Origin of the sequence: Paenibacillus rubinfantis (assembly GCF_001486505.1) — a bacterium.
In the GTDB taxonomy this organism is placed as follows: domain Bacteria; phylum Bacillota; class Bacilli; order Paenibacillales; family Paenibacillaceae; genus Fontibacillus; species Fontibacillus rubinfantis.
Window position 1 is genome coordinate 833,975 of the sequence record NZ_LN909065.1, and the last position, 18,947, is coordinate 852,921.

15 protein-coding genes are annotated in these 18,947 nt (G+C 54.0%); all 15 read right to left on the reverse strand.

Features of this window, described 5'->3' with window-relative positions; all coding sequences use genetic code 11:
- Positions 1-10: 10 nt before the first annotated feature.
- Positions 11-1,435: a UDP-N-acetylmuramoyl-L-alanine--D-glutamate ligase gene (gene murD / locus BN3277_RS15430; protein ID WP_059044083.1), complete on the reverse strand. Its 1,425-nt coding sequence runs from the start codon at positions 1,433-1,435 to the stop codon at positions 11-13.
- A 3-nt stretch (positions 1,436-1,438) separates the two neighbouring features.
- A complete protein-coding gene (mraY, locus tag BN3277_RS15435) occupies positions 1,439-2,404 on the reverse strand; it encodes a phospho-N-acetylmuramoyl-pentapeptide-transferase (RefSeq protein WP_059044085.1) in 966 nt (321 codons plus the stop codon).
- A 23-nt stretch (positions 2,405-2,427) separates the two neighbouring features.
- Positions 2,428-3,828 (reverse strand): UDP-N-acetylmuramoyl-tripeptide--D-alanyl-D-alanine ligase, encoded by a 1,401-nt coding sequence (locus BN3277_RS15440; RefSeq protein WP_187380083.1) that lies wholly within the window; start codon positions 3,826-3,828, stop codon positions 2,428-2,430.
- Positions 3,825-5,315, reverse strand: coding sequence for a UDP-N-acetylmuramoyl-L-alanyl-D-glutamate--2,6-diaminopimelate ligase (locus tag BN3277_RS15445; RefSeq protein ID WP_059044087.1), 1,491 nt, complete (start codon positions 5,313-5,315; stop codon positions 3,825-3,827). The genes BN3277_RS15440 and BN3277_RS15445 overlap by 4 nt, the downstream gene beginning before the upstream one ends.
- Positions 5,316-5,446: 131 nt before the next feature.
- Positions 5,447-7,411 (reverse strand): stage V sporulation protein D, encoded by a 1,965-nt coding sequence (locus BN3277_RS15450; protein ID WP_059044089.1) that lies wholly within the window; start codon positions 7,409-7,411, stop codon positions 5,447-5,449.
- 85 nt (positions 7,412-7,496) lie between these two features.
- Positions 7,497-9,746, reverse strand: a complete 2,250-nt coding sequence (locus BN3277_RS15455; protein ID WP_059044090.1) for a penicillin-binding transpeptidase domain-containing protein — start codon at positions 9,744-9,746, stop codon at positions 7,497-7,499.
- Between the two features lie 19 nt (positions 9,747-9,765).
- Complete coding sequence (locus BN3277_RS15460) at positions 9,766-10,218, reverse strand: hypothetical protein (RefSeq protein WP_059044093.1); 453 nt, start codon at positions 10,216-10,218, stop codon at positions 9,766-9,768.
- On the reverse strand, positions 10,219-11,193 hold the full coding sequence (gene rsmH, locus BN3277_RS15465) for a 16S rRNA (cytosine(1402)-N(4))-methyltransferase RsmH (protein ID WP_059044094.1): 975 nt from the start codon (positions 11,191-11,193) through the stop codon (positions 10,219-10,221). It abuts the gene before it with no gap.
- 54 nt (positions 11,194-11,247) lie between these two features.
- On the reverse strand, positions 11,248-11,685 hold the full coding sequence (mraZ, locus tag BN3277_RS15470) for a division/cell wall cluster transcriptional repressor MraZ (protein WP_059044096.1): 438 nt from the start codon (positions 11,683-11,685) through the stop codon (positions 11,248-11,250).
- 313 nt (positions 11,686-11,998) lie between these two features.
- A complete protein-coding gene (locus tag BN3277_RS15480; RefSeq protein WP_059044099.1) occupies positions 11,999-13,267 on the reverse strand; it encodes an adenosylhomocysteinase in 1,269 nt (422 codons plus the stop codon).
- A 12-nt stretch (positions 13,268-13,279) separates the two neighbouring features.
- Positions 13,280-14,917, reverse strand: a complete 1,638-nt coding sequence (bshC, locus tag BN3277_RS15485) for a bacillithiol biosynthesis cysteine-adding enzyme BshC (protein WP_059044100.1) — start codon at positions 14,915-14,917, stop codon at positions 13,280-13,282.
- 168 nt (positions 14,918-15,085) lie between these two features.
- A complete protein-coding gene (locus BN3277_RS15490) occupies positions 15,086-16,027 on the reverse strand; it encodes an ABC transporter ATP-binding protein (RefSeq protein ID WP_059044102.1) in 942 nt (313 codons plus the stop codon).
- On the reverse strand, positions 16,024-17,019 hold the full coding sequence (locus BN3277_RS15495) for an ABC transporter ATP-binding protein (protein WP_059044104.1): 996 nt from the start codon (positions 17,017-17,019) through the stop codon (positions 16,024-16,026). Before BN3277_RS15495 ends, BN3277_RS15490 begins: the two co-directional genes overlap by 4 nt.
- 12 nt (positions 17,020-17,031) lie before the next feature.
- Positions 17,032-17,994, reverse strand: coding sequence for an ABC transporter permease (locus BN3277_RS15500; protein ID WP_059044849.1), 963 nt, complete (start codon positions 17,992-17,994; stop codon positions 17,032-17,034).
- A gap of 5 nt (positions 17,995-17,999) precedes the next feature.
- On the reverse strand, positions 18,000-18,932 hold the full coding sequence (locus BN3277_RS15505; protein WP_059044106.1) for an ABC transporter permease: 933 nt from the start codon (positions 18,930-18,932) through the stop codon (positions 18,000-18,002).
- Positions 18,933-18,947: the final 15 nt, after the last annotated feature.

An 18,947-nucleotide genomic window follows, 5' to 3' on the forward strand; every position in this document is an offset into this window, starting at 1 on the left:
ACCCCCCTACTTAAAGGGTATGCACCGCCTCTTTAAAAATGCGTCCACGCTCTTCATAGGAAGGGAACATATCCCAGCTGGCGCAAGCCGGCGAGAGCAGAACCACATCTCCCGGCTCCGCCACACCGGCAGCCTCCTTCAGCGCGGTACGCAGCGTATCCGCGGCGCTGTCCACAGTATCGACCAGCACGATGTGCGATAGACCCGCCAGTTCGGCAACTCTAGCGATTTTTTCTTTCGTCTGACCCAGCGCCACCACGGCCTTCACCTTCTCTTTGAAAACCGGCAGCAGCTCCATATAATCCGAGCCGCGGTCCAAGCCGCCGGCGATCAGCACGATTGGCGCGTGCAGCGCGCCTAGGGCCATCACCGTTGCTTTGGAATTGGTCGCTTTGGAGTTGTTGTAGTAGGCGACCCCTTGCTTCTCGTCGACGTATTCCAACCGATGCTCCACGCCGCGGAAGGTCCGCAGCGGCTCGGCAAGCGCCTCGGGCGCGGCTCCCGCCGTAATCGCTGCGGCAACCGCCGCAAGCGCGTTCTCGACGTTAAAGCGGCCCGGCAGGGCGAGGTCAGCGATGTCGACGATCCCGCGCGACTCGCCGTCAGCTCCGCGATACATGATCCGGCGGGCCAACCCGTCCTCGACATCTGGAACGTACGCCGGCTCGACGTAAACGCCCTCCGTCTGTAATTCCTCGGTCATGGAGAAGGGGATAAGCTTCGCTTTTATGTAGGGCACAAGTTCCCGGCAGACCGGATCGTCCCAATTGATAACGGCGCGATCGGTTTCCCGTTGGTTCGCAAACAGCTTGGCTTTTGAGGAGATGTAATCCTCCATCGTCCCATGGTAATCCAGATGCGTCTCCGCTACATTCAGCAGGCAAGCCACCTCCGGGCGGAACGCCCGAGTGCCCTTCAGCTGAAAGCTGCTCAGCTCGGCAACCAGCCAGTTGCCCGCATCCGCCTCCTCGGCGGCTTCACACAACGGAGTGCCGATATTGCCGGCGACAATCGGTCTCATCCCGGCGGCCTCCAGCATGTTGCCGATCCAAGTTGTCGTCGTGGTTTTGCCGTTGGAGCCGGTGATCCCAATCATCGGAGCCGGACTGAGTAGATAGGCTACCTCAACCTCAGTTACGACCTCAATGCCAAGCTCAAGCGCGTGAGCTACAGGAGGAGCGGTATACGGGATTCCGGGGTTTTTAACGACCAGCGAGACGCCTTCATGGATCAGCCCGTCCGGGTGACCACCGCATACAACAGAAATTCCCAAAGCCTCCAATTCGGATGCTTCGGGACACTGTTCTCTTTCCTTCTTATCGTTGACCGTGATGACGGCTCCGTAACGATGCAGGGTTTTGGCGACCTGAACGCCGCTTCTCGCCAAACCGAGAACGACAACCTGACGCCCCCGGTATTCTTCTGGATGATTCATCTTTTACAACCCCTTGTTCAAGTAAAGTCCAATGACCGCCAACACCAGTCCAACCGACCAAAATGTAACGACGACCCGCCATTCCGACCATCCGGACAACTCGAAGTGATGGTGAATGGGGCTCATTTTAAATACCCGCTTGCCGCGTGTCTTAAAAGAAACCACCTGAATGACGACGGACAGCATTTCGATGACAAAAATTCCGCCGATGACCAGGAACAGCAGCTCGGTTTTGGTCACGATGGCGATCGCGCCGATCGCTCCGCCGATGCCCAGTGAACCGGTATCGCCCATAAACACCTTGGCCGGGTGAGCATTAAACACGAGAAAGCCCAACACAGCGCCGATCATGGCCGCTGCGCAAACCGCGGACGGCAGCGAGGTCACCTGCATTGCGATCACCGCAAAAGCGCCCAAGGCAATTGCGCTGACGCCGGACAACAAACCGTCTACCCCGTCGGTAAAATTCACCGCATTGGTGACTGCCATCATCATTATGACAATAAACGGATAGTAGAACCACGGCCCCCAATCAAATGCAAATTGTGTTCCAGGAACGCTTATCGCCGTGCTGTGTCCTTCAGAAATTAGCAAAGTGCACATGATCCCGGAGAACAACAGTTGTCCGATCAGTTTTTGTCTGGGCGTGAGTCCCAATGACCGTTTGAACACGATTTTGATGTAATCGTCGAGAAATCCAACCAGTCCAAAGCCAAGCGTAGCGACCAGTAGGACGTAAAAGTCGGTATTCACGACCGAAAATTTCAGAAAGGCCAGCGTAAACGCCAATAGGATAATAATGCCGCCCATCGTTGGCGTTCCTGCCTTTTTCAAATGGCTTTGCGGACCCTCGCCGCGAATTTGCTGGCCGAATTTCAGCCGTCTCAGCAGCGGTATCACCAGCGGAGCCGAGATGACCGCCAGAATAAAGGAAACTCCGATCGTTAACAAGATAAGTCCAAAATCCATGGGATCCCCCCCTTTCGCCGGTATTAGTGTGTCAGCTTGCTAGTTTTGATCGCTTCGACGACTTCTTCGAGTTTCATGCCTCGGGAAGCCTTAACCAAGACGACGTCCTGCGGATGCAGCAGCGAAACCAGCTTGCGGATCAGTTCAGACTTATCAGTATATGCGTAAATGTTATCCGGGTCCATCTGTTTCTTGGCCCCTTCGGCGATGTGGCGGGCGAGCGGTCCGCAGGTCAACAGCAGGTCAACCGTCCCCGGCGTCAGACCCTCTCCAATTCCGCGGTGATACTCCTCCTCGGAAGCGCCCAGCTCCAGCATATCGCCTAGTACGGCGACCTTCTTTCGGTATCCTTTCATATGCGCCAAAACGCCGATCGCCGCCTTCATCGAAGTCGGGCTGGCGTTATACGCGTCGTTCAGGATCGTAATGCCGCTTTGGCCGGTAACGACCTCAATGCGCATGCCGGTTAACTCCACCTTGCCGAAGCCTTCGCGGATCGCGGCCTCGCTCACCCCGTAATGACGGGCGACCGTCAGGGCCGCCAGCGCGTTGGATACGTTATGTTCACCCAGGAGCGGCAGTTCTAACGGCTCGCCTTCACTGCCATGGGGCGTAAACAACGTTAAATGATCCGTGAACAGGATGCCGGTAGGATACGCGTCATTGTCCGGACGGAGACCAAACGTTGCCGTTTGCAGCCCTTCCGGCTTCGCGGTAGACGGCTCGGCCAACACCTGAGGAATCAGGGGTTCGTCCCCATTATAGATGAACAGTCCCCCCGGCTTCATACCTGCAAGAATCTCCAGCTTGGCCCTAGTGATCTCCTCGCGCGAACCCAGTTGCAGCAAATGCGATTCGCCAATATTGGTGATCACCGCCGTTTCCGGTTCACCCAGCTTCGAGAGCAATTCAATCTCATGTCGGCCGCTCATCCCCATCTCGAGCACGGCGATTTCCGTATCCTCCGGCATGGCCAAGATCGTCAACGGAAGGCCGATATGGTTGTTAAAATTCCCTTTGGTTTTATGCACGTTATAAGTTGTAGACAAAAGAGCGTAAACCAAGTCCTTGGTCGTCGTTTTGCCGTTGCTCCCGGTGATGCCAACGACCTTGGCCCCCGATTCGGCCAGGTACGATTTGGCCAGCGCCTGCAGCGCAATTAGCGTATCGTCCACGAGTACGGCCGGACCCGGCGGCGTTCCCTTCGATCGTGCCCACAGGCAAGCGCCTGCCCCCGCCTGCAGGCAGTCCGCGGCAAAATCATGGCCGTCGAACCGTTCTCCCGCCAGCGGCACAAACAAGCAGCCTTCCGTGATTTGTCGGGAGTCCGTCACCACACCCTGTACCCGAATGCTGGCATCGGCCGCTTCCCGAATCTGTCCGCCGCACATCGCGGCAATTTCCGCTAAGTTTCTTTTGATCACTTTGCCAAACCCCTTATCGCTTCTTTTGCTACGATTCGATCGTCAAAATCGAGCACTTTGGATCCGATCAATTGATAGGTCTCATGGCCTTTCCCCGCAATCAATACTACATCCTCACGGCTTGCCATTTCAATAGCCTTTTGGATGGCCTCGCGGCGGTCGACGATGAGCTCGTAACGCGCCGAATCCACTCCGTCGTCAATCAGTCCTTGCTCGATATCCTTTAGGATCGCATCCGGATCTTCAGTCCGCGGATTGTCGGAGGTGACGATCACCTGTTGCGAATATTTCGCGGCAATCCGTCCCATAATCGGCCGTTTCGTACGATCTCGGTCCCCGCCGCAGCCAAATACGCAAATGACGCGGCCCTTCGCAAATTCATTCACCGTGCGCAGCACATTCTCCAAGCCATCCGGGGTATGGGCGTAATCGACGATCACGGCGAAATCCTGACCTTCGTCCACCGCTTCCACCCGGCCTTCAACGCCTTTCACCGACTCCAGGCTGGCCTTGATCCGCTCCAGAGAAATGCCTTCCAGCAACGCCGCCGAAATGGCCGCCAGGGCGTTGTAGACATTAAACTTGCCAACCATTCGCAAGGAGATATCCGCACTCCCGCGGAACGTATCGACGTGGAACGACGTCCCCCGGGCGGTAATGGAGATGTTCGAGGCCCGTACGTCCGCATCTTCCTCCACACCGTAGAAAATCACCTCAGCCGCCGTCTGTTTGGCAAAAAAGGCGCTTGCCGGGTCGTCGGCGTTCAGGACCGCATAGCTGCGTTCCTCCGGATTCTCGGCATACGTATTGCCCAGCCGGGAGAAAAACAACCCTTTGGCCCCGCGGTAATCCTCCATCGTTTTATGATAATCCAGATGATCCTGGGTCAAGTTCGTAAATACGGCCGTACGGAAGCGGGTACCTTTCACGCGTCCCTGATCCAGGGCATGGGAAGACACCTCCATTACGCAATACGCTCCGCCGCCTTGGACCATGTCATGCAAATATTTCTGCAGCTCAAGCGATTCCGGCGTTGTCCCCGACATCGGATAGGTCTGCCCGGCGAACCTACGCTGGATCGTGCCGATCAAGCCCGTTTCCCGGCCTTGGTCCTGCAGAATCCGCTCGATTAGATAGGTTGTGGTCGTCTTGCCGTTGGTGCCGGTCACGCCAATCACCTTCAACCGCGAGCTTGGTGCTGCAAAGAAGACCCCTCCGAGTACAGCCATCGCCAGCCGGCTATCCTTCACCTTGATCTGCGGCAAGGCGACGTCGTTCAGCCACCGTTCCACCACAAGCGCAGCCGCGCCTTGCGCTGCGGCCTGACTTGCATAGTCATGACCATCCACCGTATGGCCGGGAAGGCAGATAAACAAATCCCCTGCCTCCACCTTGCGCGAATCGATCGCGATCCCTGTACAGGACGTTTCCCCATCCCCTTGTATCTGCGAAGCCATTAAATAAGTTGCCAGTTCCTTAAGCAGCATAGGTTACCCCTCCGTCTTTCAACTACGTGCTCTATGCGTTGATTTGTACTTCTAACTGAAATTTCAATTCCATCAACTTAAGAGCTAACACTTACTTATATTATCACCAAAAATTGCTCAGTTCAGGAATATTATTCACTTGTGATCGGATTATGATCGTGTTGTTGTTCTGCATCGGCTTCGCTGCCCATGTAGATGCGGATAGTCGAACCCTTCTCCACCCGCGAGCCCGCTTTCGGGGCTTGATTGATGACCACGTTACCGGCGCCGGATCTCGCCAGGTTGAAGTTCATGTTCAGATCCTCATAGATCTCCTGCGTCGTGTGCCCAATCAGGTCCGGCACCGTAACGATCGGCGTCTCCCCGTATTTGTACTTCTTGGCCACTTGCTGCTGACGCGGCGGAACCTTCATATATTCCAGTGCATCCTCCATGATGTTGCGTACGATCGGTGCAGCCACCACGCCGCCGAACTGAATCCCCTGCGGGTTATCAACCGCAGTGTACACGACGATTTGGGGGTCATCTGCCGGAGCGAAGCCGATAAACGAAACGATATGTTCATTTTGCGAGTACCGTCCGTTCACGACCTTTTGGGCGGTCCCGGTTTTGCCGCCAACCCGGTAACCGTCGATGAACGCATTGCCGCCTGTCCCGTTGGCGACGACGCTTTCCAGCGCCGTGCGGATCTGCTTGGAGGTCTCCTCCGAGATGACCTGCCGCACCAGCTGCGGCTTCGTCTCGGATACCACCTCGCCCGTCTCCGCATTCGTCCACGCCTTGGCCACGAAGGGCTTAAACAGCTTGCCGCCGTTAATCGCCGCAGACACCGCGGTAATCTGCTGGATCGGAGTGACCGAGACGCCCTGCCCAAACGAGGTTGTCGCCAGCTCAACCGGTCCTACTTGAGGCAGTTTAAACAAAATCCCGTTTTCTTCTCCGTTCAGGTCGATGCCGGTTTTGCTGCCAAACCCGAAGTTCTTGATGTATTGGAACAGCGTTTCTTTGCCCAATCGTTGGCCCAAGGCCACGAACCCGGGGTTACAGGAGTTCTCCACGACCTGCAGGAACGTTTGGCTGCCATGTCCGCCTTTCTTCCAGCAGCGGAGCGTTGCCCCGCCCACCTTGACGTATCCGGGATCGAAAAACCGGTCATTCAGTAAATCAACCTTCTTCTCTTCCAGTGCTGCCGCCAGCGTAATGATCTTGAAGGTAGATCCTGGCTCGTATGTCATCCATATCGGAAGATTTCGGTTATAGACCGCCGAGTCGTACTCTTGGTAGGCTCCCGGCTCGTACCCCGGTCTGGCGGCCATGCCCAGGATTTCCCCCGTCTTCGGATTCATCGCGATCGTCAGTGCGGAATCGGCCTGCAGCCGGTCCATAGCCTGATCCAGCTCGCGTTCAATGATGCTTTGGATCGTCTTGTCGATCGTCAGCGTCAGATTCAAGCCGTCCTTCGGCTCCACGTACTTCTCCGAGGAGCCCGGCATCAGACGCCCGCCGGCATCGGACAAATAAGACACGCTCCCGTTCATGCCGCTGAGCAGGCTGTCGTATTTGCTTTCCACACCGGTGAGCCCTTGGTTGTACCCGCCGGTGAAGCCCAGAATATGTGCTGCCAGCCCCCCAAAGGGGTAATAACGCTTGTTGTCTTCGGCGACAACAATACCCGGAAGAGCCAAATCACGAATTTGCTGCGCTTTTTCCATCGTAATTTTGCGTCCGCCGGGTTGCAGCCTGACTATGGATTGTCTCTTGGTGATCGACTTCAGAACCGATTCCTCGGTCATCCCCAGGAGCGGCGCCAGGCTTTTGGCTGTCTGTTCCGGGTTCTTGATCTGTACCGGAATAGCCATCACCGTTGGCGTCGTAATATTATAAGCGAGCACGTTGCCGTTGCGGTCGCTGATTTCACCGCGTTTTGCCGAATATGGGATATTCCGCCGCCAGGAATCCTCCGCTTTGGCGGATAATTCGGCGCCTTTTCCGATTTGCACATAGGCAAGACGTACGGCTAGCGCCGCAAACAGCAAACACAACACCATTAACAGCCAGAACAGTCTTCGTCTGACGGTAAACTTGGATACTTTCACAGGTCGCCCCCCTAACCCATCCTGAAACCTCATCATGATTGTACTCATCACATGACTATTCAGGACAACCAGGGGTTAGAACAAGCTATGGCGAGTCCTGGGTGGGATCCTCCCCTGTATTCTCGCCCTTTTCCCCGCTAGTACCGGCATCGTCCGCCTGTCCGTCGTCGGAGGGAGCTTCTTCCTTGTCGGGCGGTTCCAAAGTAAGGATCACGCGCCTTCCTCCATTCTCGGTGACAACTTCCTGCGAGACGACGTATCCTTCTCCTTTCGCCGTCACCGGAATCTGCAGCACCGACAACAACTCCATGGCGTCGCGCAGCGATTCGCCTTGCAGGTTCGGCACATTGATGTCCGATCCCTTCTCCGTGAGGAGGTAAACGAATTGCCCGGCTTTTAGCGTACTGCCCGCCTTCGGGAATTGGGAGAGGATTTCAGTCCCCTTCCCGTAAGTCGCGTAGGAAATGTGGCTTGCCGCCAGCTTATCCTTGGCTTGCTGCACCGGCAGTCCGCCTACATCAGGCACCTTTGGTCCCGTAGCCGTCACTTTCGACGACTGGGTGTCTGCCGAGCCGCCTTCGAATTTCTTCGGTACGCCCATGTACTGCAGCGTTTGATTGACGATCTTCTTGAATATCGGTGCGGCTGCGGTCCCCCCGCCCAACTCGGAATCCTTTGGTTCGTCAATCAGGACGATAACCGCGATCTTCGGATCATCCACCGGCGCATAACCGATAAACGAAACGACCTGCTTCGTATAATCATATTGTCCGTTTACTACCTTTACCGCGGTCCCCGTCTTGCCGGCCACTCGGTAACCGTCGATGTACGCGTGCCGTCCGGTCCCAATCTTTTGGTCCGAAACAACCTGCTCCAAGTAGTTGCCAACTTCCTTCGCTTTGTCCGCGGTGAGGATCTGTTGAACGACCTTGGGTTTGGTTTCCTGCGTCTCTCCGGTCTGCGGATCCGAAATGGATTTTACGATATGGGGCTCCATCAGCTTACCGCCGTTGGCGATCGCTGATACCGCGACAATTTGCTGCAACGGCGTAACGAGCAGCTTGCCGTGACCATAAGCCATCGCCGCAAAGTCGGCTTGCTGCACCGGATCCACAATCCCTTTGGATTCACCCGGCAGCTCGATGCCGGTCTTTTTCCCGAATCCGAATTGGTCTACGTAGGTCTTCAGCCGTTCCGGTCCGAGCATTTCATAGCCCAGCTTGACGAAGGCGACGTTACTGGAGCGCTTGACGCCCTCCAAATAACTAATCTCACCCCAGCCGGCACGCTTCAAGTCATGGATCGTTTGCCCCGGCACCCGGATGCTGCCGGATTTGTATGTGGCGTTCGGGTTGAACAATCCGTCCTGCACCGCTCCGGCTAAGGTCACGATTTTAAAGGTGGAACCTGGTTCGTAGACCGATTTGATCGCATGGTTATAAAAGTTTTTCTGGTCGACATCCGCCCAATATTCATTGGGATTGTATGTAGGCATATTCGCCATGCCGAGAATTTCCATCGTATTTGGATCGGCCGCAATCACCGTCATACTGATCGGTTGCAACTGATCGTAGGATTCCTTCATCGCCTGCTCGATATAATACTGAATCGTATAATCGATTGTAAGCTTCAGGTTGCTCCCGTCTTTCGGCGGGTTATAGATTTCGCTTGCCTTCGGGATTTCGATCCCACGGCCGTCGCGCTTGTACTCGATCGACCCGTCAACGCCTTTGAGTTGCTCGTCAAAGGAGGCTTCGAGTCCGGAGACGGCTTTGCCTTCGCGGTCAAGGTATCCCAAGACGTGGGAGGCGATGCTTTCATGCGGATAATACCGTTTCTGATCCTTGATCAAATAAATGCCGACGTCCTGCATGTCTTGATGCTTCTCCTTCAGTTCACCGATGAAAGCTTGCACCTGGTCCTTTAAGTCCTGGTCGATTTTCCAGCCTTCATTGCGAACTTCCCGCTGCGTAAAAAACTCGCCGGATTCCTTTTTGGCGTTCACAATGGATCTCAGCTCGCCTTCGTCTTTCCCGAGAACTTTGCCAAGCCCTTCAACCACCTCGTCCTGAAGGCCGTATTTGTTAATGATCTCAGGATTAACGGCTACTGTGTAGGCCGGGGCATCCACCGCAAGCATGTCGCCGTTCCGGTCGGTGATCATCCCCCGCGTCGCCGGCAGCGCCTTTTTGGTCGACCACAGTTCCTCGGCATGCGACTGCCAAAAGCTCGCCTGCACCACCTGTAACCAAAACACTCTACCCATCAATACAGCAAAAAAGAGGGTAATACATCCCCCTATCAGCAGTGTTCGAAGCTTTATTCGTTTGATCATGGCAAAACCTCTTTAGACTTTATTTCTTGGCGGTAGCTACGCCATCCGCCGTCGAATCCGTTTCATTCCCATCGCCGAGCCCATTATTCTCCTGGGTTCCCGCCGGAACCTTCACGTGGAACCCTTCCACTTCCGGTTGGACGTAACCGAGCTCCGCCGCCTTTTGCGGAATCTGCTCCTCCAGCTTTTCCTTCTGGATCGTTAATTCCTTCACTTCAGCGTTCATCGTTTGAATGTCCGTATTCAAATTAAACATTTGGCGCTTAATGTTGTAAAGTGACACATTTTGCCATAACAATCCGCCCATCACCGCCACACAGAACAGAACCGTCATCATGTACAAGAGCTTCTCTCGAACCGGAAGCGACGAACGGCGAGTGACCACCTTCGTTGTTTCCCGATAACGCTGCGATGGATAGCTGCGTTCCGCTTGCTTCTCCTTGACTGCCAGATTCCCACGCGTATATGCCATTTACGATTCCTCCACACCGGTTTGCAATTTCTCCGCCACGCGCAATTTCGCCGAGCGGGCCCGCGGATTCTCGTCCAGTTCCCGTTCCGACGGGACTAACGGTTTCCGATTAATCAATTTTAGCGAACCTTTGCCGCCACACACGCACATTGGAAAGTCCGGCGGGCAAGTACACTTCTCCACATAGCTGGCAAAAATCTGCTTGCAGATTCGATCCTCCAATGAATGGAAGGTGATGACCGACACCCGGCCCTCCGGGGCTAAACAGCGGATCGCCGCATGCAGCCCGTCTTCAAAAGCGCCCAATTCGTCGTTGACCGCAATACGCAGCGCTTGAAAGCTGCGTTTGGCCGGATGCCCCCCGGTCCGTCTGGCGGCCGCCGGAATCCCTTCCTTGATCAGCTCCACGAGCTGACCCGTGGATTCGATCGGCTCCTGCACGCGCCGTTCCGCAATGACCTTGGCGATTCGCCTGGAGAACTTCTCCTCTCCGTATTGGAACAAAATCCGAGCAATTTCGCGTTCCGGCCACGTATTGATGATCTCCCGCGCCGTCAGCGACGCCGATTGATCCATCCGCATGTCCAGCGGTGCATCCGCGTTGTAGCTGAACCCCCGCTCCCCTTCATCAAATTGGGGAGAGGAAACGCCAAGGTCGAACAATACGCCGTCCACTTGGGGAATCCCGTTAAGCTGCGGCACCCCCTCGATCTCCAGCAGTTTTTGCTCGATATAGCGAAAATTGCTTTTTACCAAAGTTAACTTGTCCGCATAGGCTGCGAGCCGCTCCTTGGCATTGTCCAGCGCCCAGTCGTCCTGGTCGAAAGCGATGAGCCTTCCCCCCGGACCTAGCTTGGACAAGATCACCGAGCTGTGACCGCCGCCCCCTAGCGTACAATCCACATAAATGCCGTCCGGCTTGATGCGCAGCCCTTCTGTCGCTTCTTCTTTGAGTACCGTGATGTGATGGAACAAGACTTACGCCCCCAAACCTGAATTCATTTTCAAGAAGTTGTTTTGAATACGGACTTAAAGATCGAAATTGAAATCGACCAGTTTCTCCGCAATTTCGTTAAACGTATCCTCCGACTGCTGGAAGTATTGCTCCCACGTGTCTTTGCTCCAGATTTCTACCCGGTTCGACACGCCGAGAACAACGCAATCCTTCTCCAGCTTGGCATACTGCCTTAAAGTACCTGGCAAGTTTACCCTTCCCTGTTTATCCCATTCGCATTCCGTCGCTCCCGAGAAAAAGAAGCGCGTAAACGCGCGGGCGTCGGATTTCATCAGTGGCAAAGCTTTCAGCTTCTGCTCCAGAACCTCCCACTCCTGCATCGGATAAACGAAAAGGCACTGGTCCAAGCCGCGGGTAACAACAAAAGAGCTGCCGAGGAGATCACGAAACTTAGCCGGTATAATAATCCGGCCTTTATCGTCAATGCTATGTTGGAATTCCCCCATAAACATTGGTGACTCACTCCTTACCTCTTTCCCCCACTTTACACCACTTTACACCACTGTGATATGTAACTATTCCACATTAGAGGGGAAAATCCTTCTAATGTTCATAATTTTTTTTGACTGGGGTTGGCTTGACTTGCAAAGGGTGGGGCCAGCAATCGCCAAATCACGACAAAAAGGACTATCCCGGCAGATCATTCTGCATGAGATAGTCCCTTTTTCTGAATCCACGGTACAAGCTACCGTTAATCGACCGCATACCGCGATGCTGCTAAAAATCAGTTCCCGGCGCAAGCCCTAAAGGCCAAACGCTTCGAAATTAGTGCTCCTGCCAGCTATCGAGGTAAGTACGTTGCTCGTCGGACAACGCATCGATGTTGACGCCTAGGCTTTCCAGCTTAAAGCGAGCCACTTGCTCGTCCAGCTCGTAAGGTACGTTAACTACCGTTTTACCGATTTCCTTGTAACGGTCATTCACATATTTCAAGGACAAGGCTTGCAGTGCAAACGTCATGTCCATGATTTCCGCCGGATGCCCGTCGCCTGCGGCCAAATTGACCAAACGGCCTTCCGCGAGCAGATACATTTTGCGTCCGTCCTTCAACTGGTATTCCTCGATATTGCGGCGCACCGTGCGGACCGATACGGAACGTTCTGCGAGTTCCGGCTTGTTCACTTCCACATCAAAGTGGCCGGCATTGGACAGAATCGCGCCGTCCTTCATCACATCATAATGCTCGCCGCGAATAACGTCGCGGTTGCCGGTTACGGTGACGAAGAAATCGCCGACTTTGGCCGCTTCCAGCATCGGCATCACTTGGAAGCCGTCCATCACCGCTTCCACCGCCTTGATTGCATCCACTTCCGTTACGACGACATTGGCGCCAAGGCCTTTGGCCCGCATCGCTACGCCTTTACCGCACCAGCCGTAACCAACCACCACGACGGTTTTGCCGGCTACGACCAGGTTCGTCGTCCGGTTAATTCCGTCCCACACCGATTGGCCGGTACCGTAGCGGTTGTCGAACAAGTATTTGCAATACGCGTCATTCACCGCTACCATCGGGAATTTCAGCTGCCCTTCCTTGTCCATCGCTTTCAAGCGCAAAATACCGGTGGTCGTCTCTTCGGCGCCGCCCCGCACATTCTCCAACAAATCCTGACGTTCAGAATGCAGGATCGTAACCAAGTCGCCGCCATCATCGATGATCAGGTCCGGCTTGGTTTCCAATGCCTTAACCAACAGCGCCTTATATTCTTCCGGCTCAGGATTATATTTGGCATAAACAGTGACTCCATCTTCAACCAAAGCGGCGCAGACGTCATCTTGCGTCGACAGCGGATTGCTACCGGTAATCGTCACCTCAGCCCCGCCCGCTTGCACAACTTTCGCCAAATAGGCCGTTTTGGCCTCCAAATGCAGCGAAATGGTCACTTTCAGCCCTTTAAAAGGCTGTTCAGCCTCAAATTGCTTACGAATCCGGTTCAGTACCGGCATATGGGCTTCTACCCAATCAATCTTCAAATGGCCCTCCGGCGCAAGCTTCAAATCGGTAACGATGCTGTTCTGAATCGCTTTCGAACTCATATACGTCTCCTCCTATAAATAAATAATTCGGTGTTTGCCAGTCAATTCATAAGGAATATCCATCAGGCCATCGATCCAATCCATCCCAAACCGGTTCAAAGCATCAAAGAGGTTATAAACTCGCTCCTGCGGCTTGTTCAAGGGGAACAACGACAATTGAATCCGATCAAAATGACGCAGGCCGGTGGCATGGATCTGCTCCAGCGCTTCCTTCGCCTTGCCGCGTAAGTACTCGATTTGGTGGAGAATCTTCTCCCGGTTCACCGCCCCGATTCGCGCCAGGCCGCTTTGGAGCTCGGTCAACTCCACAAGGAGCGGATCGTACAGCTCCCCAAACGCAGCTACAACTTCACCAAACCGCATATCTACCTGCATTCGTTCCTGTGCGGCAAGCCAGGCTTCGCGTTTGCTCTGAAAGATTTCTGCGTCCTTAACGTCATTCCAGCTAAGCTGGTATTTGCTCATATATTTTTGCACGGTCCCATCAACCACGGTAAAAGCTTCCCGCGGCAGCAGTAAAGGCATTCTTAGCCCCAGTTTATGGAACGCCTTACGAGTTAACCCCCAGTAGGCAATTTCACCAGGTCCTAGCACCGAGCCGAGGACGGGCAGCAAGCTGTCCTGCATCAACGGACGAGTTAACACATTATTGCTGAACCGCTCGGGGTGCTCCCGCAATTCGGCCAGCAGTTCATCCGCCGTAAAGGATACTTTGCCCTTTCGATCTTCGAACCGGCCCTCCCGCTTAAATAGCAGCAAACGTTCTCGCTCGCCTATGTAAAACAAATTGGCTCCGCCTTCAGCCACTTCCGCAGAAGGTTCGTAGCCCAGCCCCGCCATCTCATGCACCGTTTCGTGATAAGCCGATTCCAGCTCGTCATTGTGCCGAATCATTTGCTCAAACACCGGCATCTCCAGCCGGCGCAGCTCCGGATCCGACGAATCTAGCAGCACCAAACCGTACTTTCCAAATAAGGCCCCGATCAATTTGGCAAAACAGGCCGTCAGGTTATCCGTTTCCGCGGACGAGCTTCGTACCATTTCCAAAATAGCAGCCTTATGCTCGCTGTCGGGCAGTAGCTGCTCTAACTCGGATACGGCCTTGTTCCAAGCCTCGGCCGTCACCTTTGTGAAGCTAACCGGCAGCCGGTCCATCGCCCCTCGGTGCATACGTATCCGTTGCACCTGCAGCTCCGGCGCCAAGACATAGGCATGATTGACCTCATCCCAGTCGTGATCCTCGCCGGCAATCCAGAAGACTGGCACAACCGGGCGGTTTAGCCGGGCCGAAGCGGACTTTGCCGCTTTAAGAATCGTTACGGCTTTATAGACCACAAGCAGCGGCCCGGTGAACAACCCGCTTTGCTGCCCGCCGACAACCACCGCCGTACCGTTGATTTCCAGCTGGTCGATGGCCACCCGGACGGCCGGGTTGGGGTTATACATCCGGTTATACTCACGAAGCCGGGCAGCCAAGGCTTTCCGATCCACACGCGTCTGTTCCGTTTGATCCAGCCACGCGGCCCGTTCCGTCCAGCTATCGTCCTTCCCCGGGTCGCTCTCATATAATTGCTCAACCGCAGAGAACTGGTTGATATACACTTCAGCCAGCGGCCCCGCGAAGGATAGTTGCTCTTGAACCACATTCATCAGGTAGCATCCTCCTGTCTGCTTCAAAACCTTCCTTGATTGTACCGGATGTCCTGCTGCTCCGTCAAAGAAATCCTTACTTTTGCCGAACTTCTTACTTTCCGTAACTAATGGGCATAAAAAACTCCCGCAACCGTCACTTCCGGCTGCGGGAGTTCGCAGGATCAATTAGCCTTTTTTCGGCATAGAGACGAAATGTCCTTTGGACACTTCAACCAGCTCGGAGTTGTCCAAATCGAACAATCCGCCGCTAGCTGCGCCCTCTTTGCCGATCGGACCGCTTGCGGTATCCTCCAGCAGGATCCGCTTCTTGTTGGCCTCAACCTCCGGATCCGGAATCGGAATCGCGGATAAGAGCGTTTTGGTATATGGATGCATCGGGTTGGCGTACAGCTCTTCGCTATCGGCCATCTCCACGATTCGGCCCAGGTACATGACAGCAACACGGTCACTGATATGCTTCACCATGGACAAGTCATGCGCGATAAACAGATACGTTAATCCCAAACGATCCTGAAGATCCTCAAGCAGGTTAACAACCTGTGCTTGAATGGATACGTCCAACGCCGAGATCGGTTCATCGCAGATGATAAACTTCGGATTCACCGCAAGTGCGCGAGCAATCCCGATCCGTTGACGTTGACCGCCGGAGAACTCATGCGGATAACGGGTCGCGTGGTCCGGGTTTAAGCCAACCATATCAAGCAGCTCTTCAACGCGTTTCTTACGTTCCGCGTGGGAGCCTGCCAAGCCATGGATATCCAGCGCTTCACCGATGATATCCGTTACGGTGAACCGCGGATTCAACGAGGCATACGGATCTTGGAAGATCATCTGCATGTCGCGGCGCATCGCTTTCATTTTTTTCGGCGACAATTGATTGATGTCCACGCCGTTAAAACGAACGCTGCCGGCCGTTGGCTCGTACAAACGAAGAATCGTACGGCCTGCGGTCGATTTACCGCAGCCCGATTCGCCAACGAGGCCAAGCGTTTCACCTTCGGCGATCGAGAAGCTGATGTCGTTAACGGCTTTCAATACATTGCCGCCGCCAACGTTAAAGTATTTTTTCAAACCTTCGACTTCAATCAAGGTTTTGCCTTTGCTCATGACGACTGTACCTCCTTGGCCATCGGATGAAGATCCCAGCAGCGGGCCGTATGTGTTTCGCTAAATACGGTTGCGCTTGGATCGATGCGTTCGCAAATCTTCATCGCCTGGTCGCAGCGAGCGGCGAAAGGACAACCCAGCGGCGGCTTAATCAAATCCGGCGGTGTGCCGATAATCGGAATAAGCGGTTCGCCTTTCTTTTGGTCCAAACGAGGCATCGAACGCAGCAAGCCTTTGGTGTAAGGATGCTGCGGGTTTTTGAAGATCTCCCATTTCGTTCCGGTTTCCACCACTTCACCGGCATACATTACGATAACGCGATCACACATGCCGGCTACGACACCAAGGTCATGGGTGATCAAAATGATGGAGGTTCCAAGCCGGGATTGCATCTCTTTCATCACGTCCATGATTTGAGCCTGGATCGTCACGTCGAGCGCCGTCGTTGGTTCGTCCGCAATCAGCAGCGAAGGCCGGCAAGCCAGCGCAATGGCGATCATCACGCGCTGCCGCATCCCCCCGGAGAATTCGTGTGGATATTGGTTAAAGCGGGCTTCTGCATTCTTGATGCCTACAAGCTTCAGCATTTCGACAGCCTGTTTCTTCGCTTCGCCCGCTGACATTTTCTGATGTTTGATTAATACTTCAGTAATTTGTCGGCCTACTTTGATCGTAGGATTCAAGGAGGTCATCGGGTCCTGAAATATCATGCCAATATCTTTCCCGCGGATCGATTCCATTTGCTTGTCGCTTTTCTTCAACAGGTCTTGCCCTTGGAAAATAATTTCACCTTGTTTAATGATGGAAGGAGGGGACGGAATCAGGCGCATAATCGTTTGGGCCGTGACACTTTTGCCGCTGCCGGATTCGCCGACGATCGCCACCGTTTCACCTTTCCCCACTTCAAAGTTCATGCCGCGGACGGCCTTCACTTCTCCACCTTTGACTTGGAAGGAAACATGCAAATCTTTGACTTGTAAAATCGGCTCCATACATTCCACCTCCTATTTCTTCAATTTAGGATCCAGCGCGTCGCGAAGGCCGTCGCCGAAAATGTTAAACGAAAGCATGGTCAAGCTGATCAAAATGGCTGGGAACAGCATCCGCCATGGATAATACAACCAACCGGTCAACGCGTCGCTGATCATCGAACCCAGCGAAGCAACCGGAGCTTGTACGCCGAGACCAAGGAAGCTCAAGAACGCTTCGGCAAAAATCGCGTTCGGAACGGACAACGTTACCGTAACGATGATTGGACCTACCGCATTGGGCAACAGGTGGCGGAACAACAGGCGTCCATGGCCTGCGCCCATCGAACGGGAAGCCAACACGTACTCGCGATTTTTTAACTGCATGATTTCACCGCGGACGATCCACGACATGTTAATCCAGCCGGTAATCGTTAGTGCCAGGATAATCGTTCCCAAACTTGGCTCCATCACGACCAGCAAAAGAATCGTAACGAGCAGGTAAGGAATGGAGTACAAAATCTCGGAAAACTTATTCATAATTTCATCGACGCGGCCGCCAAAGTAACCCATGATACCGCCGTAAATAACGCCGATCAAAAGGTCGATACACGCTGCTGCCAAGCCGACAATCAGGGAAATGCGCGCCCCCATCCAAGTCCGGATGAACATGTCGCGTCCAAGATCATCCGTGCCAAACCAGTGTGTAGAAGATGGTGCTTTGTTCGTATATAGCAGATCGTTTGAATAATAGTTATAGCCGTAAATCTTGCCGATGAGCCAAGGAGCGATAATCGCAGTTAGCGTAATCAACCCCAAGATGATCAAAGCCGTCATCGCCAGCTTATTGCTGCGAAGCCGTTGCCAAGCGTCACGCCAAGCTGAAATACTTTCGCGTTGAATCACTTCGGCTTCTTTCTCGTCCGTGCCGATTTTGCGGAAATCTTCTGCCGTCAGATCGACCGGAGTCGGCATCACTTTGATTGGATTCGAATCCATGCGCATTATCCCTCCTTCCCTTTTGAAAGCTTAATTCTCGGATCCACGACCACATAGAGGATATCCGTGATAAACCGAGCCAACATCAGCAACACGCCATAGAAGATCGTAATCCCCATAATCAGCGGATAATCGCGGACGCTGATCGCTTGCACGAACTGTTTACCGATACCGCCGATCCCAAAAATTTGTTCAATAACCACGGAACCGGTAACAATATTTGCCGTCATCGGTCCCATATACGTGATGACCGGCATAATGCCGTTGCGGATCACGTGGCGGAACAGGATCGCCATCCAGCCTAGACCTTTGGCCTTGGCGGTTTTGATGTAATCGGCATGCAGGACCTCCAGCATGCTTGAACGGGTCAAACGTGCTATAAACGCAATCGGTTGCGCGGTTAGAGCCGCTACCGGTAACACATAGTACAACGGTCCCTTAAAGCCCATCGTCGGTAGCCAGTGCAGCTTTGATGCGAATACATATTGCAGCAAAGAGGCTACGACGAAGCTAGGCACCGCGATGCCCAGCACCGCTAACACCATCGCCACATTATCAATTAATTTGCGATGATACAGCGCTGCCAACATTCCAAGCAGTACCCCGACTATTAACGCAACGATGATCGCAACGACACCCAACTTCAAAGACGCCGAGAAAGTTTGGCTAATGATGTTGGATACATCTTGGTTGATCTGTTTCATCGAAATCCCCAAGTTGCCCTGTGCAATCTCACCCAGATATTTCAGATACTGCTGATAAACGGGCTTATCGAGTCCCATCTGTTCATATAGCCGCTCCTTAATCGCAGGAGGTACCTGTTTTTCCGAAGTGAGGGGATCCCCCGGAATGGCCTTCATCAGAAAAAAGGTCGCCGAAATGAGAATAAACAGCGAAACTAACATGTAGAAAAACTTATTGGCGATATAACGCACCATGCCCGTTCACACCTC